This window comes from Pseudomonas sp. PS01270 (assembly GCF_029959775.1).
Classification (GTDB): Bacteria; Pseudomonadota; Gammaproteobacteria; order Pseudomonadales; family Pseudomonadaceae; genus Aquipseudomonas; species Aquipseudomonas atacamensis.
In genome coordinates, this window is the sequence record NZ_JASCPT010000014.1 from 18,111 (window position 1) to 43,970 (window position 25,860).

General features: G+C 59.3%; 19 protein-coding genes. 6 read left to right on the forward strand and 13 right to left on the reverse strand.

Going from position 1 to position 25,860, the window contains the following annotated elements; translation table 11 throughout:
* Positions 1-165: 165 nt before the first annotated feature.
* The 13 genes from QMX86_RS07225 to QMX86_RS07285 all read right to left on the reverse strand — a co-directional run bounded on the left by QMX86_RS07225 (position 166) and on the right by QMX86_RS07285 (position 15,247).
* A complete protein-coding gene (locus QMX86_RS07225) occupies positions 166-495 on the reverse strand; it encodes a hypothetical protein (RefSeq protein ID WP_024011745.1) in 330 nt (109 codons plus the stop codon).
* Positions 492-1,397: an alpha/beta hydrolase gene (locus QMX86_RS07230; RefSeq protein WP_282384470.1), complete on the reverse strand. Its 906-nt coding sequence runs from the start codon at positions 1,395-1,397 to the stop codon at positions 492-494. Before QMX86_RS07230 ends, QMX86_RS07225 begins: the two co-directional genes overlap by 4 nt.
* 149 nt (positions 1,398-1,546) lie before the next feature.
* On the reverse strand, positions 1,547-2,797 hold the full coding sequence (locus QMX86_RS07235; protein ID WP_282384474.1) for a flavohemoglobin expression-modulating QEGLA motif protein: 1,251 nt from the start codon (positions 2,795-2,797) through the stop codon (positions 1,547-1,549).
* Between the two features lie 214 nt (positions 2,798-3,011).
* Positions 3,012-3,725 (reverse strand): TetR family transcriptional regulator, encoded by a 714-nt coding sequence (locus QMX86_RS07240; RefSeq protein ID WP_016771505.1) that lies wholly within the window; start codon positions 3,723-3,725, stop codon positions 3,012-3,014.
* A 105-nt stretch (positions 3,726-3,830) separates the two neighbouring features.
* Complete coding sequence (gene lysS / locus QMX86_RS07245) at positions 3,831-5,333, reverse strand: lysine--tRNA ligase (protein ID WP_076566067.1); 1,503 nt, start codon at positions 5,331-5,333, stop codon at positions 3,831-3,833.
* Positions 5,334-5,412: 79 nt separating this feature from the next.
* Positions 5,413-6,508, reverse strand: a protein-coding gene (gene prfB, locus QMX86_RS07250) for a peptide chain release factor 2 (protein ID WP_099758102.1) whose coding sequence is annotated in 2 segments (ribosomal slippage) — positions 5,413-6,435 and positions 6,437-6,508 — 1,095 coding nt in all. Because the reading frame shifts where the segments join, the coding sequence is not laid out codon by codon here.
* Between the two features lie 308 nt (positions 6,509-6,816).
* The gene (locus QMX86_RS07255) at positions 6,817-7,818 is read right to left on the reverse strand and encodes a PleD family two-component system response regulator (protein ID WP_024011741.1); all 1,002 of its coding nucleotides are present in this window, start codon (positions 7,816-7,818) and stop codon (positions 6,817-6,819) included.
* Between the two features lie 48 nt (positions 7,819-7,866).
* Positions 7,867-8,877 (reverse strand): chemotaxis response regulator protein-glutamate methylesterase, encoded by a 1,011-nt coding sequence (locus QMX86_RS07260; RefSeq protein WP_122505651.1) that lies wholly within the window; start codon positions 8,875-8,877, stop codon positions 7,867-7,869.
* The gene (locus QMX86_RS07265; RefSeq protein ID WP_282384469.1) at positions 8,874-11,144 is read right to left on the reverse strand and encodes a hybrid sensor histidine kinase/response regulator; all 2,271 of its coding nucleotides are present in this window, start codon (positions 11,142-11,144) and stop codon (positions 8,874-8,876) included. The genes QMX86_RS07260 and QMX86_RS07265 overlap by 4 nt, the downstream gene beginning before the upstream one ends.
* Entirely contained in the window at positions 11,141-11,824 is a 684-nt protein-coding gene (locus tag QMX86_RS07270; protein WP_273528472.1) for a chemotaxis protein CheW, read from the reverse strand. Before QMX86_RS07270 ends, QMX86_RS07265 begins: the two co-directional genes overlap by 4 nt.
* The gene (locus QMX86_RS07275; protein ID WP_282384468.1) at positions 11,821-13,092 is read right to left on the reverse strand and encodes a CheR family methyltransferase; all 1,272 of its coding nucleotides are present in this window, start codon (positions 13,090-13,092) and stop codon (positions 11,821-11,823) included. Before QMX86_RS07275 ends, QMX86_RS07270 begins: the two co-directional genes overlap by 4 nt.
* Positions 13,089-13,625 carry a chemotaxis protein CheW gene (locus tag QMX86_RS07280; RefSeq protein WP_282384467.1) on the reverse strand — a complete coding sequence of 179 codons (537 nt, stop codon included), beginning with the start codon at positions 13,623-13,625 and terminating at the stop codon, positions 13,089-13,091. The genes QMX86_RS07275 and QMX86_RS07280 overlap by 4 nt, the downstream gene beginning before the upstream one ends.
* On the reverse strand, positions 13,625-15,247 hold the full coding sequence (locus QMX86_RS07285) for a methyl-accepting chemotaxis protein (RefSeq protein ID WP_073476121.1): 1,623 nt from the start codon (positions 15,245-15,247) through the stop codon (positions 13,625-13,627). The genes QMX86_RS07280 and QMX86_RS07285 overlap by 1 nt, the downstream gene beginning before the upstream one ends.
* Positions 15,248-15,685: 438 nt before the next feature.
* On the opposite strand from QMX86_RS07285, the gene QMX86_RS07290 reads away from it, so the two are divergent.
* From QMX86_RS07290 to QMX86_RS07315, 6 genes are all read left to right on the forward strand, one after another.
* Positions 15,686-16,201: an Hcp family type VI secretion system effector gene (locus QMX86_RS07290; protein WP_007949952.1), complete on the forward strand. Its 516-nt coding sequence runs from the start codon at positions 15,686-15,688 to the stop codon at positions 16,199-16,201.
* Between the two features lie 134 nt (positions 16,202-16,335).
* Positions 16,336-18,378, forward strand: coding sequence for a type VI secretion system tip protein TssI/VgrG (gene tssI, locus QMX86_RS07295; RefSeq protein ID WP_282385935.1), 2,043 nt, complete (start codon positions 16,336-16,338; stop codon positions 18,376-18,378).
* Complete coding sequence (locus QMX86_RS07300) at positions 18,368-19,111, forward strand: DUF4123 domain-containing protein (protein WP_122751926.1); 744 nt, start codon at positions 18,368-18,370, stop codon at positions 19,109-19,111. Before tssI ends, QMX86_RS07300 begins: the two co-directional genes overlap by 11 nt.
* Positions 19,108-23,838 carry an RHS repeat-associated core domain-containing protein gene (locus QMX86_RS07305; protein ID WP_122751925.1) on the forward strand — a complete coding sequence of 1,577 codons (4,731 nt, stop codon included), beginning with the start codon at positions 19,108-19,110 and terminating at the stop codon, positions 23,836-23,838. Before QMX86_RS07300 ends, QMX86_RS07305 begins: the two co-directional genes overlap by 4 nt.
* Positions 23,835-24,251, forward strand: coding sequence for a hypothetical protein (locus QMX86_RS07310; RefSeq protein ID WP_122700361.1), 417 nt, complete (start codon positions 23,835-23,837; stop codon positions 24,249-24,251). The genes QMX86_RS07305 and QMX86_RS07310 overlap by 4 nt, the downstream gene beginning before the upstream one ends.
* Positions 24,252-24,624: 373 nt before the next feature.
* A complete protein-coding gene (locus tag QMX86_RS07315; protein ID WP_282385931.1) occupies positions 24,625-25,848 on the forward strand; it encodes a hypothetical protein in 1,224 nt (407 codons plus the stop codon).
* The last annotated feature ends 12 nt before the right edge of the window (positions 25,849-25,860 follow it).

Sequence of the window (25,860 nt, forward strand, 5' to 3'; positions counted from 1 at the left end):
TAGCCCCTCACCCCAGCCCTCTCCCAAGGGAGAGGGAGCCGATTTGTGTCGCTTTCAAAACTTGTGTTCGGCGCAATGGATCAGGTCGACTTAGCTTAAACAAACACCTCGGTCAGTCCCCTCTCCCTCTGGGAGAGGGTTAGGGTGAGAGCTGAACCTGCAGAATCACTCCTCCAGCTTCTGCGGGGTCTCTTCACCCATACACCGCACGGCTTTCTTCTGCGCATTAACCAGCACCCCGGTCAGGCCTTTCTGTTCGGTATCGAACAGCACCAGCACGCCATCGATGCACTGCGCCACTTGCGGCGCAGGCGTCAGCGAGACTTTGTAGTCCTCGCCCGGCACGGTCTTGAGCATGGTGAATTCGCTGAGCAGCAACGCATCCTCCGGCTTGGCAAAGTGCAGGTAGCCGTAGTACCACAGCGCCCCGACGGTGCCGAGGATGCTGCAGATACCGGTGATGATCAGCGGGATGGCATTACGTTCTTCAGTCATTGCGGGGTCTCATCTTCGGAATTCGGGGGCGGCGGATAGTTGGGGATTTCGCCGAGGCGGCGCAGGCCGTCGAAGTGTTCGGGGTCGTCGAGATAGCGCAGCATGACCTGACGCCACACCGGGTCGCCGAAGGTTTGCACATGACCGCCACGGGTCAGCTGCAACACGCGCGGCGGCGGCGCTGCCTGATACAGGCGAATGCCGTTGGCCATCGGCACCAGCGGATCGTCGATGCTATGGAAGATCAGCTTCGGCACGCCGGTCAGCTGCGCCATCGAGTTGATTGCGCTGTCGCCGTCCGGCACCAGCCACGACAGCGGCACTTGCAATGGCCAGGTCAGCCACGAAGTGCTGAGGGCGAATTGGCCGACACTGCGATAACTGGCCGGCACGCCATCCAGCACCAGGGCCTTGAGTTGTTTTTGCCGCTCCGGGTGCTGCGCCAGCCAATGCACCGACATCGCGCCGCCCAGACTCTGCCCGAGCAGCACCAGCGGTTTGCCTTTGACCTCGGGCGCGTTGTCGAGCCAGGCGAACGCGGCGTCAATGTCCTGATAGATCGCCGGCAGGCTCGGCTTGCCCTCGGACAAACCGTAGCCGCGATAGTCGACCAGCAGCACCTGATAGCCGTTCTTCGGCAACCACCAGCTGCCGCCCAGATGCATCGGCAAATTGCCGCCGTTTCCGTGCAGATGCAGGACCGTGCCTTTGACCTCGACGCCAGGTTTGGCCGGCAGCCACCAGGCGTTGAGTTTCAAGCCATCGGCGGTGATCAGGGTGACGGTGCGGTATTCGAGTTTGGCTTTGTCCGGGGTGAAGATCTGGCCCGGTTCCGGGTAGAACAGCAGCGAACTGCAACCGCTGAGGGTCAAGAGCAGGCAAAGGATGCCGAGGATTCTCATCCGGTGAAACCTCGCGAAATTTCAGGTTGAAATACGGTTGGATCGTTCCCACGCTCGGCGTGGGAATGCCGCCATGGACGCTCTGCGTCCACCGTGACGCGGAGCGTCATGGGATGCATCCCCACGCGGAGCGTGGGAACGATCAGCTATCAGAGGATATTGGAGTAATCCGCCTCAATCCGGTCCAGGCTCAAATGGTTGAGGAAGTTGGAGAAACACATCCACGCCGACAACGCATTCAGATCCCGGAACTGGTCCGGCAGATATTTCGGCGGCACCACCAGTCCTTCGTCCACCAGTTGGCGCAAGGTCCGCATGTCTTCCAGTGTGGTCTTGCCACAGAACAACAACGGAATCTGCTCGAGCTTGCCCTTGCGCACGCCCAACTGAATGTAGTTGTAAACCATGATGAAGCCCTTGAGGTAGGACAAGTCTTTGGTGAATGGCAGACCGGTCGGCGTCGAGCCACGGAAAACCCGGCTGGCATTGCCGTAGCTTTCGGCCATCTCGAAACCCTGCTCGCGGAAGAATTCGTAAATCTGCAAAAAGTCGGCGCCCTCCTCGACCATATGAATCGCACGGGTGCGGTTGGTCAGTTTGCGCAGGCGACTCGGGTAAGAGGCGAAGGTGATGATTTCCATCAGGATCGCCAGACCTTCCTGGGTCACCGTCGACGAGGGTGGGCCTTTCGACAGGAACGTGCAGATCGGCTGGTTCAAGCCATTGAGCGTGGTGCCGACATGCACCAGACCTTCGTGGACTTCCAGTGCGCGCACGTCGCGGTCGTTGAACAGCGCGTCGGTGCGAATCTTGATGTAGTCGGCGCCCGCCGCGGCGTCGGCGACGATGCCGTCGGACTCGAACACGCGAATGGTTTCTTCGGCCTCACCGAATACCTTGTTCAGTCGGGTTTGCAGCAGGTGCACCGCGTCTTTGGCGGTAAGGATCTTCGGTTCGTCCTTCAGATCGCCGCGCCCGTCAATGTTATTCAGGTAGTCGGACATCATCAGGCCGAGGTCGGCGAGGGTCGGATCACCGGCGTGAAAGGCATCGGACGCCGCGCCGTACAGCTCCTGCGAGATCAGGCCGAAGTCCTCGGTGCCGCGCGCCTCGAGCATGCGCACCACCATGCGGTATTCCTTGCACATGCGCCGCATGATCTGCCCGACCGGGTTGAACTGGCCGAGCTGGCGGGTGATGTCGCGCTCGATGTTCTGGAATTCCAGTTTGACCTGGCTCGAATCGAACGACAGCGGGCGGTTGAGGTAGTAGTCGCGATCCACCGCCGGCATTTCCTTGCCCTTGGCCTTGAGGAAGCCCTTGCGCACGTTGTCGTCCCACTTGACCGCATCGAGCACGCGGATCGGCGTCTGCGCCAGCACAATGCGATCGGACAACATGCGTATCGTCTGCTGGTAATCGTCCACCCGAAACTCCTGTAGAAAACGTGACGCAGGATTGCAGTACTGATCGTTCCCACGCTCTGCGTGGGAATGTCGCCCGGAACGCTCCGCGTCCCTTTTTGCTGCGTGACGCAGAGCGTCACAGGATGCATTCCCACGCGGAGCGAGGGAACGATCATCAACGGCTCGCTCCCGCAGGGTGCGTGAAACGCTAGACCGACGCCAGCACCAGGTGCATATACCGCGTCAGGATCCCGAGCATGTCCTCTTCGGCCAGAGGCTCGGCGTCGTTGAGCAGGCCCTGATATTCCATCCGGCCGATAATCGCCGTCAACACCTTGGCATCCTGCTGCGGTTCACGCGAGCCCAGTACCTGGAACAACTGGCAGGTGCCCTGCAGCAGAATCTGCTGGTGGGAGCGCACCAGAATGGCCAGACGCGGATTGAGCAGCGCTTCCTGGCGGAACGCCTGTTCGGCCATCAGATGCTCGCGGCGGTTGATCAGTTGCCGGTGCACGTAATCGGCCATCAGCCGCGCAATGTCATCGGCCAGTTGTGAGCGCGACTCCGGGCTGCCGTCGGCGCTGACCACCATTTCGCGCAGCAGACCTTCGTTATTGATCCACAACTTGGCCATGTACGCCGCGCTGCGTTCAACGTATTGGGCGAAGGTATCGGTGAGCAGATCATCGATGTCCTTGAAGTAATACGTGGTCGCCGACAGCGGCACGCCGGCCTCCGCCGCGACCGCACGATGGCGCACGGCACGCACGCCGTCGCGCACGACAATGCGCATCGCGGCGTCGAGAATGTCCTGGCGACGCTGCTCACTGCCCTGTCGGCTGGCCTTGCGGCCCTGGTACTGAACACTTTCAGCGACCGCAGTGGCGATACCCGCTGCACCTTCTTGAGCTAATGCACCCATCACGACAGCACTTCCTCTACTAATGCCAAATTAACCAATTGATACATTTGTACCAGACAGGCAATAAAAAGCCGCCTGTTTTAGGCGGCTTTTTAACTGAAACGTTTACGCTTGCGGTCGCATGTGCGGGAACAGGATCACATCGCGGATCGACGGCGAGTTGGTGAGCAACATCACCAGACGATCGATGCCGATACCTTCGCCGGCGGTTGGCGGCATGCCGTACTCCAGCGCACGGACGAAGTCGGCGTCGTAGTGCATGGCTTCGTCGTCGCCGGCGTCCTTGTCGGCCACCTGCGCCATGAAGCGCTCGGCCTGGTCTTCGGCGTCGTTCAACTCGGAGTAGGCGTTGGCGATTTCACGACCACCGATGAACAGCTCGAAGCGGTCGGTGACGTTCGGGTTCTCGTCGTTACGACGGGCCAGCGGCGACACTTCGAACGGGTACTGAGTGATGAAGTGCGGCTGCTCGAGCTTGTGCTCGACCAGTTCTTCGAAAATCATCACCTGCAATTTGCCCAGCCCCTCGAAGCCCAGCACCTTGGCGCCGGCCTTCTTGGCGATGGCGCGAGCCTTGTCGATGTCGTTCAGATCATCGGCAGTCAGCTCAGGGTTGTACTTGAGGATCGAGTCGAACACCGACAGACGCACGAACGGCTCGCCGAAGTGGAACACCTTGTCGCCGTACGGCACGTCGGTGCTGCCCAGCACCAGCTGCGCCAGCTCGCGGAACAGTTCTTCGGTCAGGTCCATGTTGTCTTCGTAATCGGCGTACGCCTGATAGAACTCCAACATGGTGAACTCAGGGTTGTGACGAGTCGAAACGCCTTCGTTACGGAAGTTGCGGTTGATCTCGAAGACCTTTTCAAAACCGCCAACCACCAGACGCTTCAGATACAGCTCTGGCGCGATACGCAGGAACATTTCCATGTCCAGCGCGTTGTGGTGAGTTTCGAACGGCTTGGCTGCGGCGCCGCCGGGAATGGTCTGCAGCATCGGCGTTTCGACTTCGAGGAAGTCGCGCTTCATCAGGAAGCTGCGGATGTGCGCGATCACTTGCGAACGCACGCGGAAGGTCTGGCGCACGTCTTCGTTGACGATCAGGTCGACGTAACGCTGGCGGTAGCGCTGTTCGGTGTCGGTCAGGCCGTGGTGCTTGTCCGGCAGCGGGCGCAGCGACTTGGTCAGCAGGCGCACGTTGGTCATTTCAACGTACAGGTCGCCTTTGCCGGAACGCGCCAGGGTGCCTTCGGCGGCAATGATGTCGCCCATGTCCCAGGTTTTCACCGCGGCCAGGGTTTCTTCGGACAGCGTCTTGCGGTTGACGTAGACCTGAATGCGCCCGGTCATGTCCTGGATCACCATGAACGAGCCACGGTTGAGCATGATGCGACCGGCAACCTTGACCGGGATTGCAGCCTCTGCCAGCTCTTCCTTGGTCTTGTCCGCGTACTGTTTCTGCAAGGCATCGCAGTAGTTTTCGCGGCGGAAGTCGTTCGGGAAGGCATTGCCCTTGGCGCGCTCGGCAGCAAGCTTTTCCTTGCGCAGGGCGATCAGGGAGTTTTCTTCCTGTTGCAGGGCTTGCGGGTCGAGTTGTAGGTCGCTCATGTCTTTAAGTATTCCATCAGGTTCGTTGCCCCCAGCCTTCGGCTGGGGATCGCGGGCGAGCCCGCTCCCACAGAGGGTGTTACAGGCCGGATTTCAGGCTCGCTTCCAGGTACTCGTCGATGTCGCCGTCGAGCACCTTGTCGCAATCGCTGCGTTCGATGTTGGTACGCAGATCCTTGATCCGCGAGGCATCGAGCACGTAAGAGCGAATCTGGTGACCCCAGCCGATGTCCGACTTGGTGTCTTCCAGCGCCTGCGAAGCGGCGTTGCGCTTCTGCATTTCCTGCTCGTACAACTTGGCCCGCAGCATTTTCATCGCGGTGTCCTTGTTGGCGTGCTGGGAACGCTCGTTCTGGCAGCTGACCACGGTGTTGGTCGGTACGTGGGTGATACGTACGGCCGAGTCGGTGGTGTTTACGTGCTGACCACCGGCACCGGAGGAACGATAGGTGTCGATCCGCAGGTCTGCCGGGTTGATTTCGATTTCCACCTTGTCATCGATCTCTGGCGAGACGAAAACAGCGGAGAACGAGGTGTGACGACGGTTGCCGGAGTCGAACGGGCTCTTGCGCACCAGACGGTGCACGCCGATCTCGGTACGCAGCCAGCCAAAGGCGTATTCGCCCTTGATGTGCACGGTCGCGCCCTTGATCCCGGCGACTTCACCGGCGGACAGTTCCATGATGGTCGCGTCGAAACCGCGTTTGTCGGCCCAGCGCAGGTACATGCGCAGCAGGATGTTGGCCCAGTCCTGCGCTTCGGTACCGCCGGAACCGGCCTGGATGTCCAGGTAGGCGTTGTTCGGGTCCATTTCATGGCTGAACATGCGGCGGAATTCCAGCTTGGCCAGATTTTCCTCGAGACGGGCCAGCTCGGCGACGACATCGCCCACTGCGCCTTCGTCGTTCTCTTCGACGGCCATGTCCAGCAGGTCGCGGCAATCGGCCAGACCGCCGTTCAGTTCGTCGAGGGTGTCGACGATCTGCGCCAGCGCGGCACGCTCGCGGCCCAGCTCCTGGGCGTATTCAGGTTTGTTCCAGACACTCGGATCTTCAAGCTCGCGATTGACCTCGGTCAGACGCTCATGCTTTTGATCGTAGTCAAAGATACCCCCGAATAGTTTCGGAGCGCTCGGACAGGTCCTTGATGGTGTTCAGGATCGGGTTGATTTCCATGACGGGCAGCACTCGTTGGCGAACTTTTGAAAGCCGGCGAGTATAACGTAAACAGGCTGTCGCGGCAGCCCGTCTGGCGGTGAATGGGCCGAGATTGCTGCCCTCACCCTAGCCCTCTCCCGGAGGGAGAGGGGACCGATCGGGGGATATTTGAAACATACGCCGAAATAGAATGGCTTCGCCGAATCCGTGATCGCCAAGCCTGAAGATCCACAATCGCTGCGATCTCTCAGGTCGATGTCTGGCCCGAGACACCTCGGTCGGCCCCCTCTCCCTCCGGGAGAGGGCTGGGGTGAGGGCAACGGCCGTTACTCGATCCCGACCTGATTGCGCCCATTGTTCTTGGCCAGATACAACCCGCGATCCGCCGCCGAAATCAGCAGCCGGCAATCACTCCCCGCCTGGGGCACCATGGTCGCCAGACCAATGCTGATGGTCAGACTGGAGCCCTCGGCCGGTGTGTTGTGCGGAATTTTCAGCGCCGCCACGGTCTGGCGCAGTTTTTCGGCCAACAGCCGCGCGCCGCCCGGCGAAGTGTTCGGCAGGACCAGCACAAACTCCTCGCCGCCGTAACGCGCCGGCAGATCCGATGGACGCGAGCTGGCGTCACGGATGGCTGCGGCGACCTTGCGCAACGCTTCGTCGCCTTCAACGTGACCGAAACTGTCGTTGTACGACTTGAAGTAATCGACGTCGATCATCAGCAACGACAGCTGCGTCTGATCGCGCAGCGAACGGCGCCACTCCAGTTCCAGGTACTCGTCGAAGTGCCGGCGGTTGGACAGCCCGGTCAGGCCATCGGAATTCATCAGCCGTTGCAGCACCAGATTGGTGTCGAGCAATTGCTGCTGGCTGACCCGCAACGCTCGGTACGCCGCGTCGCGCTGCAGCAATGTCATGTAGGAACGCGAGTGATAGCGAATGCGTGCGACCAGTTCAATGGTGTCCGGCAGCTTCACCAGATAATCGTTGGCGCCAGCGGAAAACGCCGCGCTCTTGATCAGCGGGTCTTCCTTGGTCGAGAGGACGATGATCGGGATGTCCTTGGTCGCCGGGTGATTGCGGTATTCGCGCACCAGGCTCAGACCATCAAGGCCGGGCATCACCAGGTCCTGGAGGATCACCGTCGGTTTGATCCGCACCGCCTGGGCGATGGCCTGCTGCGGGTCGGAGCAGAAGTGGAAGTCGATGTTTTCCTGATTCGACAGCCCACGGCGCACCGCTTCGCCGATCATCGCCTGATCATCCACCAACAACACCATCGCGGCGTTCTCGTCGGTTTTAATGTCGTCGATCTGTAAATCATTCATGAGCGGTCACCTGAGTACTGCGGGGGCCTGGATTGCCGATCAACCTGTTCATTTGGGGAAAATCTCCAGCAATCGTGGCGCTATCTTTTCCAGCGGGCGGATTTCCACCGCGGCATCGATCGCCGCGGCAGCCTTGGGCATGCCGTACACCGCACTGCTGTGCTGATCCTGGGCGATGGTCAAATAACCCTGCTGGCGCATGAGCTTAAGCCCTTGCGCGCCATCGCGCCCCATCCCGGTCAATAAAACCCCGACCGCGTCACCGTTCCAGTAACTGGCGACGCTCTCGAAAAACACGTCGATCGAGGGGCGATAGATCTCGTTGACCGGTTCGGCGGTGTAGGCCAGCGTGCCGTTTTTCAACAGGCGAATATGGTGATTGGTCCCGGCCAGCAGCACCGCGCCACTTTGCGGCGGCTCGCCTTCACGGGCCAGACGCACATCGAGGCCGCTGGCGCTGGCCAGCCATTCGGCCATGCCGGCGGCGAACACCTGATCGACATGCTGCACCAGCACGATCGCGGCGGAAAAATCCTTCGGCAGGCCTTTGAGCAGCACTTCCAGCGCCGCCGGCCCACCAGCAGACGAGCCGATCGCCACCAGCCGCTGACGTGACGGCGAACTGCGCGGCGAACTCGGCGCCGGACGCGCACGTGGCGCCTTGTCGCCGATCAGCCAACCGATGTTGAGGATCTTGCGCAACAACGGCGCCGCCGCTTCCTGGGCATTGCCGGCGCCGATCGCCGGCGTGTCGACCACGTCCAGCGCGCCGTGGCCCATGGCCTCGAACACGCGGTGCACGTTCTGCTGGCGGTCGACGGTGACGATGACGATCGCACACGGCGTCTCGGCCATGATCCGCCGCGTGGCTTCGACACCGTCCATGATCGGCATGATCAGGTCCATCAGAATCAGGTCTGGAGTGCACTCGGCGCAGCGTTGCACCGCCTCGGCACCGTTGCTGGCGACCCAGATCACCTGATGCGCCGGCTCGAAGGCCAACGCTCGGCGCAGAGCCTCCACCGCCAGGGGCATGTCGTTGACGATTGCGATCCTCATGTCCGCGCTCCTCCGATGAGCTCGACCACTGCATCGAGCAGGGCGTCGTCATGAAAACTGGCTTTGGCTAGATAATAGTCGGCGCCGGCATCCAGTCCACGGCGGCGGTCTTCTTCGCGATCCTTGTACGACACGACCATCACCGGCAGCGATTGCAGACGGTTGTCGCGGCGCAGCAGCGTGACCAGCTCGATGCCGTCCATGCGCGGCATGTCGATGTCGGTGATCAGCAGATCGAAGTTCTCCGAACGCAGCGCGTTCCAGCCATCCATGCCGTCCACCGCCACCGCGACGTCGTAGCCACGATTGAGCAGCAGTTTGCGTTGCAGCTCGCGCACGGTCAGCGAATCGTCGACCACCAAGACTCGTTTGCGCGCCGCTTCGGCAGCTTGATTGCCGTGGCGGGCAATGCGCTCCAGGCGCCCGGTATTGAGCAGCTTGTCCACCGAACGCAGCATGTCTTCGACATCGACGATCAGCACCACCGAGCCGTCATCGAGCAAGGCCCCGGCGGAGATGTCCTGAACCTTGCCCAGACGCTCGTCCAGCGGCAACACCACCAGCGTGCGCTCACCCACGAAGCGCTCGACCGCCACCCCATAAATCGCCTCGCGCTCGCGGATCACCACGACTTTCAGGGTAGCGCCATCGTTCTGACTGGCCGGGCGATTGAGCAACTGGCTGGCCGCGACCAGCCCGACATGCTGGCCTTCGTGCCAGAAATGCTGACGCCCCTCGACCTGCACAATGTCTTCCGGCGCCAGATCGCACATGCGTTCGATGTGCGCCAGCGGGAATGCGTAAGCCTCTTCGCCGACTTCCACCACGAGGCTGCGCACCACCGAAAGCGTCAGCGGCACTTCCAGATGGAAACGGCTGCCCTCGCCCGCCGTCTGCTCCAGCACCACGGCCCCACGCAATTGGCGAACCATGTGTTGAACAGCATCCAGGCCGACGCCACGCCCGGACACTTCGGTGACTTTGTCGCGCAGGCTGAAGCCCGGCAGAAACAGGAAGGTCAGCAGTTCCTCTTCGCTCAATTGCGCTGCGGTTTCGGCTGGGGATAACTGCCGTTCGACGATGCTGCGGCGGACTTTCTCCAGATCGACGCCACCGCCGTCATCGCTCAATTCCAGCACCAGCAAACCGGCTTGGTGGGAAGCGCGCAGGCGGATCAGGCCCTCTTCCGGCTTGCCCTTTAGCAGGCGTTGTTCCGGGGATTCGATGCCGTGATCGACGGCGTTGCGCAGCAGATGAGTCAGCGGTGCTTCAAGCTTTTCCAGCACGTCGCGATCGACCTGGGTTTTCTCGCCTTCGATCTCCAGGCGCACCTGCTTACCAAGGCTGCGCCCGAGGTCGCGAACCATGCGCGCCTGCCCACTCAACACGTCGGCAAACGGGCGCATACGACAGGCCAGCGCGGTGTCGTAGAGCACTTGTGCACGCTGGCTGGCCTGCCAGGCGAACTCGTCGAGTTCGGCGTTTTTCTCGCTGAGCAATTGTTGCGACTCGGCGAGCAAACGTCGCGCATCTTCCAGCGACTCGAGCGCTTCCAGGCTCAGCGCATGCTCCTTCAGGTGCACATTGAGATTTTCCAGTGCGCGCAGGCCGTTGTTCTGCATGCGTTTGAGGCGCTGCATGGTCGCCAGATGCGGCTTGAGACGCTGGGTTTCCACCAGCGATTTGCTCGACAGATCGAGCAGGCTGTTCAGGCGTTCGGCGGTGACGCGCAAGACGCGCTCGCCGCCCTCGGTGGTGCGTTTGTTTTTACGCGGGGTCGGCTCGGCGGGCTCGTCCATGATCGGCGCTGTCGCTGTTGGCGCGGGCTCGATCTGCAACTCGGCCATCGGCGGCGTGGCAACCACAGCGGCTGGCGCCGACGGATCGAGCAAACGCCCCATCAGCGTCACGTAGGCTTCAATGTCAGCAGGTTGCGGCGCATTGGCCGGCGTGGCGATGCGCATCAGCAGGTCGGTGCCCTGCAACAACGCGTCGATGTGTTCGGGACGCAGCAACAAACGCCCTTCCTGCGCACTGACCAGGCAATCCTCCATGACGTGGGCGACGCTGACGCCGCTGTCGATGCCAACAATGCGCGCCGCACCTTTGAGCGAGTGCGCCGCACGCATGCACGACTCCAGCTGATCGGCCTGGGTCGGATTGCGCTCCAGCGCCAGCAGCCCGGCGCTGAGCACTTGGGTCTGGGCTTCGGCTTCGAGGCTGAACAGCTCGAGCAGGGAGGCGTCGCGCATTTGCTCGGGGGTCATGTCAGGCTCCGGGTCACGGCGGACAACAGCTGTTCTTCATCCAGCCAGCGCAGGCTGCGACCGCGATATTGCAGAACGCCACGGGTGTACTTGGCACTGGCCTGCGCACCGGACTGAGACGCAGCATCGAGGATGCGTTCGTCGATCGCATGAATGCCGTCGACCTCGTCTACCGGCACCACCACCGGCCCGCCATGGGCAGCGATGATCAGCATGCGCGGCATGACTCGCCCGCCGCTGACCGGCGCAACGCCGCCGTCGAGGTCAAGCAGTTCCACCAGCGACAGGCACGCGACCAGCGCGCCACGGACATTGGCCACACCGAGCAAGGCCCGCGAGCGCTGGTGCGGCAGCGAATGTATCGCCTGCAACGGCGCAACTTCGACAAGCGTGCGCGTGGCCAGTCCGAGCCATTCCTCGCCGAGGCGAAACATCAGCAGCGAGCGGGTCTTGACGTCGATTTCGACTTTGCTGACAACTGCTTCGCGCTGGTCCTGCTGCAACGAATAGCGGTCGAGCAGGCGCGTGGCGGCGGCAGAATACACCGAGCAGTTGCGGCAATGAATGTGCTCTTCCAGCAACGGGCAGGACTTGTCGCCATGAATGCCGATGCGGTTCCAGCAATCGTCGATGGCGCGGGCGTCTTCGTGGGTAACGTTCAAGGTGTCGGACGCGCTCATCGTTTACGCTCACTGTCGGCGGTGCGCCCGCTGCGGGCGGCGCGCTCCTGCAATCGTCGGGCACCCGCCGTGTCGCCCTGAGCCTGCAGCAACGCGGCCAGGTGCATCAGCGCTTCGGGGTGTTGCGGCTCGAGGTACAAGGCCTTGCGATAGAAACCCTGGGCCTCGAGGCTCAGGCCGGCGACATCGCTGAGCAGGCCGAGCCAGTAGAACACCTGCGCCACCGGCTCATGGCTGCGCAGATAGTGTTCGCACGCGGCACGGGCCTCGGCGCTTTTGCCTTCATTGGCCAATGCGGCGATTTGCGCCAGCAGCGTCGCGGCGTCGGGGTTGGCAGTTTTTTTCGTTACCGGCAAAGCCGTCACGGCAGCGAACGGCCGATTGCGCACTGGCGCTGGCGGCGCGCTGCGCAATGGTTGGCTGACCGGCACGGCGACCGGTTTGGGCGTCGGCAGTGGTTCGGGGTGCGGCTCGCTGTGACGGCTGAAGGCGAACGACTGCGGGATGCCGATCGAGCGCATGCCCAAACGCCCGAGCAGACTGCCCTCCGCCGGGCCGATAAACAGCACGCCGTCAGCATGGGTCAGGCGCTTGAGCACTTCGAACACCTGCTTTTGCGTCGGCTGGTCGAAGTAGATCAGCAGGTTGCGGCAGAACACGAAATCGAAGGCTGGCTCGCTCGCCAACAGTGTCGGATCGAGGACATTGCCGACTTGCCAGCGCACCTGCTCGCGAACGTATTCGTTGACCCGGTGGCCGTCCTGCTCAGGCATGAAATGCCGATCGCGAAATTGCAGATCCTGCCCGCGAAACGAGTTCTTGCCGTAAACAGCACGGCGCGCCTTGTCCACCGACAACGGGCTGATGTCCATGCCGTCGACCTTGAACTGATGCGGCTGCAATCCGGCATCAAGCAAGGCCATGGCAATCGAGTAGGGTTCTTCACCGGTCGAGCACGGCAGGCTGAGGATGCGCAACGCGCGCATGTTGTTCAGCTCGGCGAGACGCTGACGGGCCAGTTTGCCCAAGGTGGCGAAGGATTCCGGATAACGGAAAAACCACGTTTCCGGAACGATCACCGCTTCGATCAGCGCCTGCTGTTCATCCCGCGAGCCTTGCAACAGCTGCCAGTATTCGTCGGCGTGGGCGGCCTGGGACAGCGTGGTGCGCTGGCGCACGGCGCGCTCGATGATCGCCGCGCCCACCGACGCGACATCGAGGCCGATGCGTTCCTTGAGGAAATCGAAAAAGCGCTGCTCATTGCTCATGGCTGCGCCTCAAGCTGCGCCGGATCACGCGGCGGATCGGGGAACAGCAAACTGCGCACGGCGTCATCGAGCAAGTCATTGACCCGCACCCATTGCAGCAATCCCTGCGCATCTTCGCGCACCGGGCCGAGGTACGGCGCCTCGCGGTTATCGAGGCCGTAGGGCTGGAAATCTTGCGGATGACAGCGCAGCGTGTCGGTGGCCTGCTCGAGAATCAGCCCGAGCCACTGCGCTGCTTGCGCTTGATCCGGCTGATAATTGACCAGCACCAGCCGCGTGCTGGTCCGCGCCTCGGCGGGTCGGCCGAAAGTCAGCGCGCTGAGATCGATCACCGGCACCACCGCCCCGCGATAGGCGAACACCCCGGCCACCCAATGCGGTGCCCGGGCAATCGGCTTCAACGGCAGGCGCGGCAGCACTTCGGCCACTTCGGTGGCGCGCAAGGCATAGCGCTCGCTGCCGATGCGAAACAGCAGAAACAGCGCCTGCTTCGCCACTGGCGCGGCGTCACGCTTGGCGATGATTTCGCTCATCAGACTTTGAATCGCGAAACGCCGCTGCGCAGGCCGACGGCCACCTGGCTCAGTTCGTCGATGGCGAAACTGGCCTGACGCAGCGATTCGACGGTCTGGCTGCTGGCATCGCCCAACTGCACCAACGCATGGTTGATCTGCTCGGCGCCAGTGGCCTGGGCCTGCATCCCTTCGTTGACCATCAGCACGCGCGGCGCCAGCGCCTGCACCTGATGGATGATCTGCGACAGCTGCTCGCCGACCTGCTGCACTTCCGACATGCCGCGGCGTACTTCTTCGGAAAACTTGTCCATGCCCATCACCCCGGCCGACACCGCCGACTGGATCTCGCGGACCATCTGTTCAATGTCGTACGTGGCCACGGCGGTCTGATCGGCCAGACGCCGGACTTCGGTGGCGACTACAGCAAAACCGCGACCGTACTCGCCGGCCTTCTCGGCTTCGATCGCCGCGTTGAGCGACAGCAGGTTGGTCTGGTCGGCCACCTTGACGATGGTCACCACCACCTGATTGATGTTGCCGGCCTTCTCGTTGAGGATCGCCAGTTTGGCGTTGACCAGATCCGCCGCGCCCATGACCGAGTGCATGGTGTCTTCCATGCGCGCCAGGCCTTGCTGGCCGGAGCCGGCGAGTACCGAGGCCTGATCGGCAGCGGTGGACACTTCGGTCATGGTGCGCACCAGATCCCGCGAAGTCGCGGCGATCTCACGGGAGGTTGCGCCTATTTCGGTGGTGGTCGCTGCGGTTTCGGTGGCGGTGGCCTGTTGCTGCTTGGAAGTGGCGGCGATCTCGGTCACCGAGGTGGTCACCTGCACCGAAGAGCGCTGAGCCTGGGATACCAGCGACGTCAGCTCGGTCATCATGTCGTTGAAGCCGGTTTCGACCGCGCCGAATTCGTCCTTGCGATCGAGGTTCAGGCGCGAGCTCAGATCACCGGTGCGCATGATGTCGAGGATGGTCACGATGCGGTTCATCGGCGCCATGATCGCGCGCATCAACAGCAGACCGCAGAGGCCGGCGACCAGTACCGCGACCAGCAGGGAAATGACCATGCTGACTTTGGCCGTTGCGACCGCATCGTCGATGTTGGCCATGGCGTTATCAGCGACGACTTTGTTTTCGCCAATGATGTCGTTGAGTTTCATCCGCCCGGTGTACCACGCCGGGGTCAGTTTCTCGTTGAACAGCTTGATGGCATCGGCTTCCAGATTGCGCTTGTGCAGATCCAGCACGGCATCCTGAATCTGGATGTAGGTGTCGTGGTACTTCTCGAACAAGGCGAATTCGGATCGGTCTTCATCCGTGGCCATGGTCTTGCGATAGTTGGCCATCTGCTCTTGCAGACGCGCCTCGAACGCCTTGTAGTCCGCTTCGTCTTCGCTGGAAACGCCCTGGCCTTCCTTGAGGCCGAGCAGCTCCTGGGTCTGCAAATAACTGTCGACCCAAGCGCCGCGAATCATCGAGCTGTAATAGACGCCGGGGATGGCATCGTCGCGCACGCTGTTCTCACTGGCCTCGATCTTCAACAACCGCGAGTAGGACAGCACCACCATCAACAGCATGATGGCGATAATCACCGCAAAGCTCGCCAAAATGCGTTGGCGCAACGTCCAGTTCTTCACAGTGAATCCTCGTGCCTGATCGAAATGCGGGGAGTATAGCCGAGCGCGGTGTTTCATTTATAAGACGCTTTCGCTGGCAGCACTGTCCCTGGGGGAGCAAGCCTGCTCGCGAAGGCCACACCACGGTCCCGGCAAATCCCCTACTGCGCAAGAAGTTGCGCAGTAGGTCGTAATATTTCAGGGGTAAATTGCCCTGCAGCCCAAGCGGTGCAAGCCCTGCAGCCAAGTGCGCAAGAAGTTGCGCAGTACTGCGCAACTTCTTGCGCACTTTCTCCCGACTTTCCCACTGAAAATCGCCCCGAGTGATCATCGACTACCGTGACGCCCCCGCCATTCGGGCACCGCGCAAAACCTGGCACGCTCCTTGATAACACTGCGTCACCCACCGGGCGATTTCGCCTCCGGGCACCCTAACTTTATCCGCAAGGAGAGCACCCCATGGCAACACCAGCGTACATGTCGGTTACCGGCGAAAAACAAGGCCTGATCACTGCCGGCGCTTTCACCGCCGACTCCGTTGGCAACACCTACCAGGAAGGCCACGAAGACCAGGTCATGGTTCAGGCTTTCACCCACGACGTGATCATCCCGCGTGACCCGCAATCCGGTCAGCCAACCGGTCAGCGCGTTCACAAGCCAGTTGTGATCACCAAGGTCTACGACAAGGCTTCGCCACTGCTGCAAGCAGCTCTGACTTCCGGCGAGCGCATGAGCGAAATCGTTATCCAGTGGTACCGCACTTCGGCTCAAGGCACCCAAGAGCACTACTACACCACCAAACTGGAAGACGCGATCATCGTCGCCATCAACAACAAAATGCACAACTGCCAGGATCCAGGCAACGCGCACTTCACCCACCTGGAAGAAGTGCAGTTCACCTACCGCAAAATCACCTGGACCCACGAAGTATCCGGTACTTCGGGTTCCGATGACTGGCGTGCTCCAGTCGTTTAATTACGGCTGACCGTTACACGCATCGGCCAGCTCTGCTGGTCGATGTTGTTTACGCCCCTCCAGAATTTCGCGTACGTTGAGCCGCTTTTTTGCGGTCGTCGACGAGCGCCGCTGTACAGCACGAGGAACAAGGGATGTTCGCGCCGGCCAATGAAACCCACTTTGCCCTGACCATCGAAGGGCTTTCCGCCGACTTTCAGGTGTTTACCCTCACCGGCCGGGAAGCCATCAGCCAGCCTTTTGTCTTTGAGGTGGAGCTGGTCAGTGAGCAGCCGTCGCTGGACCTCGAAACCCTGCTGCATAAACCGGCCTTTCTGCAGCTGTCGCCTGACGGCAGCGGCATTCATGGCCAGATCTACCGCGCCGCGCAAGGCGATTCCGGCAAGCGTCTGACCCGTTATGCGGTGACGCTGCGCCCGCAACTGGCGTATCTGGCGCACCGCATCAACCAGCGCATCTTCCAGAACCTCAGCGTGCCGAAGATTATCGGCCAGGTGCTGGAAGAGCACGGTATTCAAGGCAACGCCTACGAATTCAAGACCGGCTCGATCTATCCCGAGCGCATCTACTGCGTGCAATACGACGAGTCGGACCTGCATTTCATCCAGCGCCTGTGCGAGGAAGAAGGCATTCACTTCCACTTCCAGCACAGCGCCAACGCGCACAAGCTCGTTTTCGGCGATGACCAGACGGCGTTTCCAAAACTCGCCCCCGTGCCCTATCAGCAAGACTCCGGCATGGTCGCCAGCAACCCGGTGATCAAGCGTTTCGACCTGCGCTTGGAAACCCGCACCAGCCGCACCACCCGTCGCGACTACGACTTCGAAAAACCGCGCCTGACCCTGGAAAGCGAAAACCGTGGCGACGCCCTACCCGACCTCGAAGACTACGATTACCCGGGCCGCTTCATCGACCGCGAGCGCGGCAAGCACCTGGCCAAACGCGCCCTCGAACGCCATCGCAGCGACTTCCAATTGGCCGAAGGCAAGAGTGATCAGCCACTGCTGGTCAGCGGCCACTTCCTCGCCCTGACCGAACACCCGAAAGCCAAATGGAACGACCTGTGGCTGCTCACTGAAGTCCTGCACGAAGGCAAGCAGCCGCAAGTGCTCGAAGAGTCGGTGACCAGCGACACCACCGCGCTGAAAGACGATTTCCATCAGGGTTATCGCAACCGCTTCCAGGCCACGCCGTGGGACGTGCCCAATCGCCCGCCGCTACGCCACCCGAAACCGCGCATCCTCGGCAGCCAGAGCGCCGTGGTCACCGGCCCGAAAGGTGAAGAAATCCACTGCGACGAATACGGCCGAGTCAAAGTCCAGTTCCACTGGGATCGCGAGGGTCAGGCCGACGACAAGACCAGTTGCTGGCTGCGCGTCTCCAGCGCCTGGGCCGGCGCCCAGTACGGCGGCATCGCCATCCCGCGCATTGGCATGGAAGTGCTCGTCACGTTCCTTGAAGGCGACCCCGATCAACCGCTGATCAGCGGCTGCCTGTACCACAAGGAAAACACCGTCCCCTATCCACTGCCGGCGAACAAGACCCGCAGCACTTTCAAGACCCTGAGTTCCATGGGTGGTGGCGGCTACAACGAACTGCGCATCGAAGACAAGAAAGGTCAGGAACAGATCTATCTGCACGCCCAGCGCGACTGGGACGAGAACATCGAGCACGACCAGAAAATCCGCGTCGGCAACGAACGCCACGACACCGTCGAGCAAAACAGCTACACGGAATTCAAGGCCGAAGAACACCACACCGTCTACGCCGACCGCAAAGTCGAAACCCGCGCCAACGACCACCTCACCGTCGGCGTCAACCAGCACATCAAGATCGGCACCGGCCAGTTCATCGACGCCGGCCAGGAAATCCACCTGAGCAGCGGCATGAAAGTGGTGATGGAGGCTGGTGCGGAACTCACGCTGATCGGCGGCGGCAGCTTCATCAAGATTGATGCTGGTGGCGTGACCATGAGTGGGCCGGTGATCAACATGAACTCCGGGGGTAGTCCCGGCGCTGGTACGGGCGCCGCGCCATTGATGCCCGGCGTGCTGAAACAGGCGGATGCCGACAAGGCTGGCCAGGTCCTGACCCCGGCGCAAATCAACACCCTCAAACGTAACGCGCCGTTCTGTGAAGAATGCGAAAAATGCAAGGCAGGTGCCTGTGCCATCTGAACCAATCACCCCCAAGGACTGGCTGGCGCAACAGCCGCTGCAAAGCGGAGAGCGCTTGTACCTGGTCGTCAGCGCGGCCAGCGATGCCGACGCCCTGAAAACCCTGTACCTCACCGAACCCACCGCCCAACTCATCCCGATCTGGGGCGGCACGCCCTACTCCACCTGGCAACCGGTGATGCCCTACCTCACCGAACTCAAAGCCAACTCCGCTTTCCTGCCCTGGATCGCCGACACCGACGCCCTCGACTGGGGCTGGCTGGCGGTGTCGCGTTCAGAGCCGAACGAAGTGTTCGAACATCTGCGCAGCCTGACGCAGGTGAAAATGCCGGATGGCACCGAGGTGTTTTTCCGGTTTTGGGATGGGCGGCATATTTATCCGATTCTGCGGGGGCTTGGGGAGAAGGCTGGAGAAATGCTGCCGGTGTTTGAGCGGTATCTGATCAATGGGCAGGCGCTGGAAGTGGGCACGCGAGTTGTGCCGAAGGTGCGGGACTGGCCGTGGTGGGAGGTGCCGAAGGGGTTGTTGGAGGGGTTAATGGCAGAAAATCCATCGACCGTTATCGGCAACATGATGCAGTGGTTGCAAGAGGAACACGCCGATCTGTATTTCTCCTTTCCCGAATCGAACCTGAAACAAAAAGTGGCGCGCTTTGTTAAACGCACGCCACTCACGGAAGAAAACTTTACCGGGCTGTTGAAGGCCTATCTGGAAAAAGAGGTGGTGGTATGAGCGTTTTAATGGGCGGGATCGTTGGCGGTCTCACAGCAAAACAACCCGATGCTCAGGCCATCATCAACGACTTCAAGAAGTGCCTGAAGGATTACCGCGAGCATGCCGAAGCCTGGTACGGCGGCATTCTGGATGCGGAGCAGCAATTCAAAGTCGGTGACGAAGTTGGCACGGCTGACAAGGACAGCAAGAAGGAAAATACCCTTTATGCCAACTGTCCTGCGAACGGCAAGCTGGTGCTGATCCATAGTTTCGAGTCCGCGCGCTTTGTGCCGATCGGCAATACGCCAGTTCAACTGACACCGGTCGTCAATGCCCGCTTCATCGGCAAAAACGAAGTTGGCCCGACCATCAATAAAACCATTGACGCATCAGGGATTCTTGAAGTCTCAGGCCTTACTCCCAATCAGCAGTACAAAATCACCTTCTTCCCGAATCCTACGCGTGCCCAGATCGACAGTTTGTTCAATTCCTACCAAGGCGTGATCGGCGAGTTGGGCGGCTGGCTACAAACCGAATGGAGCACCAGCTTCCTCCCGCTCTGGCAAGCTCACACCGATGCCTCCCTTGGAGGTCGCGCCTTGCAGGAGCTGGAAGCGGCTTGGGAAGGGTTCATGAAAGCGATTATGGGATTGTGGGGCGATATCAAAAGTCTCTACGACCTCATCGCCCATCCTCGCGAAAACTACGAGAAGCTGAAAAACTTTTTCACTGAAGAACAGATCAAGAAAATTTACGACGCCTCTGCCGACGCTATTCACACTGCTTTATTGATCGCGAGCGATGAGCCGTTGATGTGGATATACGTCGCGGCCATCGTGGCCTGGGTGAAAATGCTGCCGCCGCAGACTTGTACCGAAGTGCTGGCGCAAATGTCGACAGAGTTCCTGCTCAACATTTTGATCGGCGTTGTCTTGACTGGTGGTCTTGGCTTGGCCGTACGCGTGGGTACAAAAGCCGTCAAAGGGGTACAAAGCAGCGGCAAAGTCATAAAGCTGATTGAAGACTTCACCGGCATGTTGATGAAAGTCAGCAAGTCCAAAGCGACGCCCCATACCGAAGCATCGAAGCCGTTGCTACTCAATGGTGATTCGAAATTCAATCCGGCACGCAAAGCGGATGTTCAGATCGCCGCTCCCAAACCTGCCGAAACCGCGACAGCTCCGAAGAGCAAGCCACCGATCACTGGCGGAAAAGCGGAATCCGATGCGCAGATTCAAACCCGTAAAAAAGATGAGCCAGCCTCACGGATCGAGCAGGTAGAGGCCGTCGACAACGCCCCCGAACAGCCGAAGAACCCAGCGAAAAAACCAGCACAATGCGTCGACGACACATGCTCAGACGGCGAACCAGTATCGATGGTGACCGGTGAAGAGTTACTGACGCTCACCGATGGGGAACTGGGTGGCCTGCTGCCTTTTGAGTGGACACGCCTATACCGAAGCAGTGCAGTCGAAATTGATAGCCGCCTCGGCTATGGCTGGAGTCATTCACTGTCTCATCGCTTGCAGATCGACGATGAGGGTGTGCTGTGGACGGACAACGAGAACCGGCAAACCCGTTTCCCGATGCCCACGGAACAGCGGCCGGCCATCACTAACAGTCTGGCTCAGGCAGCAATTTATCTAGGCAATGAACCCGGCGAACTCATTTTGACCCAGGCCGGGGCAAAAACACGCTTTTACCATTTCCGTGCCGGTCGACTGACCGCGATCAGCGATGCGTACGAAAATCGTCTGCACATCAGTTATGACTTCGTTGATCGTATCCAGCGCATAGATAACGGCGCAGGGCGCGCCCTTTTTCTGCGCTACGAAGACAGACACATCGTTGCTGTCGACCAACAGCAACAACGCCCCGAATACAATGAACGCGGCGAACGCCAAGACCCATGGCTGACGATTCATACCCTCGTCACCTACCGATACAACGCACTCAATCAACTGGTGTCTTCCACCAATGCGATGGGCGAAACCGAGCATTACCGCTACAACGATCAGCACGTCATCCTTGAGCGACAAATGGCCGGAGGGGCTAGCTTCTTCTGGGAGTGGGAGCGTGAAGGCAAGCTGTCCCGATGCGTACGTCATTGGGCCAATTACGCGCAGATGGAAGCACGTTACGAGTGGGATGATAAAGGCTCGGTCATTGTTCATAACGCTGACGGCAGTGAGCTGGTCTATGTGCATGACGAAAATGCACGCCTGGTCAGTGAGACCGCACCCGACGGTGGTGAGACGCAGAACGCTTATGACGATAACGGCCGATTGATCGCCGTTAAAGACCCGATGGGAGCGATCACCGAGTATCAGTACAGCGATGCCGGACGCTTGATTGCGGTGATCCCCCCGGAAGGTGTTCCGACGCGTTACAACTACTTCAACGGTCAACTTATTGATGTCCAGCGCGGCAAGGCCCGCTGGAAATACGAACGCAACCGCCAGGGCGATATTACCCAACAAACCGATCCTGACGGCAACGAGACCTTCTACAGCTATGACCGTCAGGGACGCTTGCTTGAGATCCGCCACCCCGACGGCAGTCGTCATCAACTGGGCTGGAACAATCTCGGCCAATTGCTGGAAGAACGCCTGCCGGATGGAGGTCAACGCAAGTATCGCTACGATGCGCTCGGCCGGCAAATCACTCGCCAGAATGAATTCGGAGCGATCACCCAATACCAATGGGATGCCGTCGACCGCCTCACTCAGGTCACCCTGCCCGGCGGCGCCACACGTGCGTTTACCTACAACCCGTATGGCCGCGTCACCGCCGAACGCGACGAGCTCGGGCGGGTCACCCGCTACGAATACGCCGACAACCTGCACCTCGTCAGCCGCCGGATCAATCCCGACGGCAGCCAACTGCGCTATCGCTACGACAACTCGCAACTCAACCTCACCGAGATCGAAAACGAGCGCGGCGAACGCTATCAACTCGATTATTACCCGAACGGCCTGATCCAGCAGGAAACCGGCTTCGACGGCCGCCGCACCGCGTACGAGTACGACCTGAACGGCCAACTGCTGAAGAAAACCGAGTTCGGCGACGGCGGTAGCGAACTGGTTACCGAATACCAGCGCGATGCCGCAGGCCGTTTGCTGGTCAAGAAGCTGCCCGATGGGGAAGAAATTCATTACAGCTATGACGCGCTCGGTCGATTGGTCAACGTCGACGACGGCCATTGGCCGCTCGCTTATGAATACGATGTGCAAGATCGCTTGATCACCGAACATCAGGGCTGGGGTACCACGCGTTACGCTTACGACAAAGTCGGTCAGCTCAGCTACTGCCGTCTGCCGGATGGCTGCACGCTCGATTACCGTCATTTGTCCGGTGGACGCCTGAGCAGCATCGACCTGAACGGTTCACGCCTGACCAGCCACCAATTCAATGCAGGCCGCGAGCAACAACGCCAACAAGGCTTGCTGCTTAGCCAATACCAATACGATGAACAGGGCCGACTACAGGCCCACAGCGTCAGCCAACGGGACAAGCACCTGTTCCAGCGTCGCTACAACTACGATGCCAACGGCAACCTCGCCGGTATTAACGACAGCCGCAAAGGCAACCGCAGCTATCACTACGATCCACTCGACCGACTGATCAGCGTACGCGGCGCCATGCCAGAGAGCTTCGCTCACGACCCGGCAGGCAACCTCCTCGGACAAAATGACCTGCCCGCAGCCAACCTCGCCAACGTCAAAGGCAATCGCCTGCTCATGCAGGGCGACCGCCACTACGACTACGACGCTTACGGCAACCTGATCCGAGAGCGTCGCGGCACCGGCCAGAAGCTCGTCACCGAGTACCGCTACGACTGCCAGCACCGCCTGATCGGCGTCAGCCTGCCGGGTGGCAGCACCGCATCCTATAAATACGACGCCTTCGGCCGCCGCATCGAGAAAACCGTCGACGGCCACACCACTGAATTCCTCTGGCAAGGCGAACGCCTCATCGCCGAAAGCGCAGAAAATCGTTATCGCAGCTACATCTACGAACCGGGCAGTTTCCGCCCGTTGGCAATGCTCGACGGCGAAGGCCCGCTAAAAGCGGCCCCGTTCTATTACCAACTCGACCACCTCGGCACACCGCAGGAACTCACCGACTACAGCGGCGAAATCATGTGGTCGGCAAAATACCGCGCCTACGGCAACCTCGCGGCGCTGGATGTCAGCGAAATTGATAACCCGTTGCGCTTCCAGGGTCAGTATTTCGACGCCGAGACAGGCTTACATTACAACCGCCACCGCTACTACAATCCGGGGACTGGACGGTTTTTGACGCCGGATCCGATCAAGCTTGCGGGTGGTTTGAATAGCTACCAATACGTGCCTAACCCTACGGGGTGGGTGGATCCGTTGGGGCTGGTGTGTAAACAGACAAACGGTGCCACTCCGAAAAAGCCTCCGCAAAAAACGACCCCGCCCGAGGTTGGCGAGACACTTAATTTTGAGCATTTCGAGCAAGCTCGCAATAAGGCACTTGAATGGCTTGAAAGCAATGGATTCAAAGCAGAAAAGCCAACCATTGGGAAGTTTGGTACGAATGCCGGGAAGGTTGTAGGCATGCAAACCGCTGACGGCAAGACTGGCTATCGAATCGAATATGATGAAAGAAGCGGCGCACATATAAACGTTTGGTCAGGAAAAAAGCCAGCACCACATTACCTTTTCAATGCAAGCGAAAAAACCGTATTAAAATTACTAAAGGCATTTAAAAAATGAGCTACTTCGACGAAGAACTTGAGAAAGAATTGTTAGAATCCAGCATTAACTACATGAAACTTGACAATGATGCACATGACAACGCCGTCTCACATATCAATAGAAATTTTCCGTTTATTGGATCAAAAATCGCTTGGAGCTCACTTCCCAACAGCACATCGCATTCAAAAAACACTATAAACAAAGCCATTGAAGAAATTTCAGAAAAAGCAAAAGATCTCAAAATAACTGAGATTACCTTTATCGGCGACTCGCTCACAGAGAATGCTTATAGATTCCACACCGCCGATCTTAAAAAAATAATAATGACATTTTCTGAAATACCGCAACACACCTATTTTTTCTCCGAGCAGTTTAGTTTGATAGGTTGCATAAGCAGCGAGGGCGAAATCAATTTTAGTGCGACCACTTAAACATGACACATAGCAGAAAAATAGGGAAAATCGATTTTCTATTGAAATAAATCCGCCCCCATTTGCGCCATTCAATCAGAGAAAACAAATATAAAAACAGGATATTCACACTCATCATCGAAGATACTCTGAAAGCACTCGCAAACATTGAATTTACCTTGATTTCTCTATAAAAAATGGGAAGTTACTATAGCGACAAACCGGTTAAAGAATATCAAAAACTACAACCGAGCTCATTAACGATGATACGTCACTCAGCGACCAATCCAAGATCAAAAAATCATCAGCAAAAAATTTGCCCCAATTCCTGGTGAGGATTCACATGAATGACATAGAGCGTCATATGGAGGGAATTGAATTCTGGAAGCCTTGAATGATTAGCTGTACGAAGAAATCTGCTGGGCCGCCTGATATGCGTGAAAAACACGTCACTGAAACCTTCAAGGCGACTGTCAACTTAAACTCTCCATTCAAGAATAATGAAAAACAGAAAACTTATGCTCAACGCATAATCACCAGATCAAATCTCTGCGACCACTCTCACGGATTAAATAATCAAAGGACTGTTATCTTGAAACACTTGAGCCGCACTCTCTCCTTGCTTCTAGCCTTTACCTTCTCCCTAAGCGCAAGCGCGCTGTCACTACGATCCGAACAACATCCCGACGGCACAACTGTCTTGTTGCTTACAAACGAAGCCAGTCCAGAACGGGCTCACAAGCTCAACCAAGACCCGGCGGTTCGCTCTGCACTCGTTGATTTTCTTGGCTACCAAACCGGAAGTTACACCAATGACAATACGATGATCGTGCAGCAGGTTCTTGAAGCGCTCGATTCGAAAATGGCGACGTTTGTTGATGGAGTGCCTCCCGGCAGAAAAATGATCACCGCCATGGACGACGGTAACAACGGATTGGAGCGCGGCGCATTGCTGCTGGACGACAAGGGGCAGTTGCTCGCCGTAGGACTGGTCAATGGCCATTGCTCCGTCAAGTCTCGTGACGAGCCATTGACTTGTAACGATGCTCCGGAAACCGTGCTGACCATTTTCCAGCCAGAAGGCGCTAGTGAGGGTGACGCCGACGCTTTGATCACTTGGAGTAAGCAACTGCCTCCTATGATGGCGCTGTGGGCGGAGAGTGACGATCCAGAACGCCGAGCCGCTGCGCAGAAGATTGCCCACGTTGAGTACATCGTGACTCAGCCGAAACAGGGAGCGTGGACTGCGGCTCAATTACCTTCCGATTTTCCAAAAGCGATGCTGGCATTGCTTCCGCAGCGAGCTCACCTGATTGGCGCTGGCGCTCACGGTGTTTTTACGACACCGGGTATGGAGGGCACTCCAATTGACGGTGATTGGGACAAAATAGCCGGACGCCCTCAGCATGAATATGAGGTCATTCTCAGGACTTTTACCGAATACGCGGATGTTATCGACTTCTATCAGCAGCATGCGAAGGACGCCGAAGTCAGCGGCAACGAGCGCAAAGCGCTCGTTGAAGGCCGCATCGATGGTGGTACCTATAAAATAGAAATCGCCAATAGAAAAGAAGCCGGCACAGTGATCACGTTCTCCGCTTGGCGGCAGGAGGTCTAATTCATCTCTGAA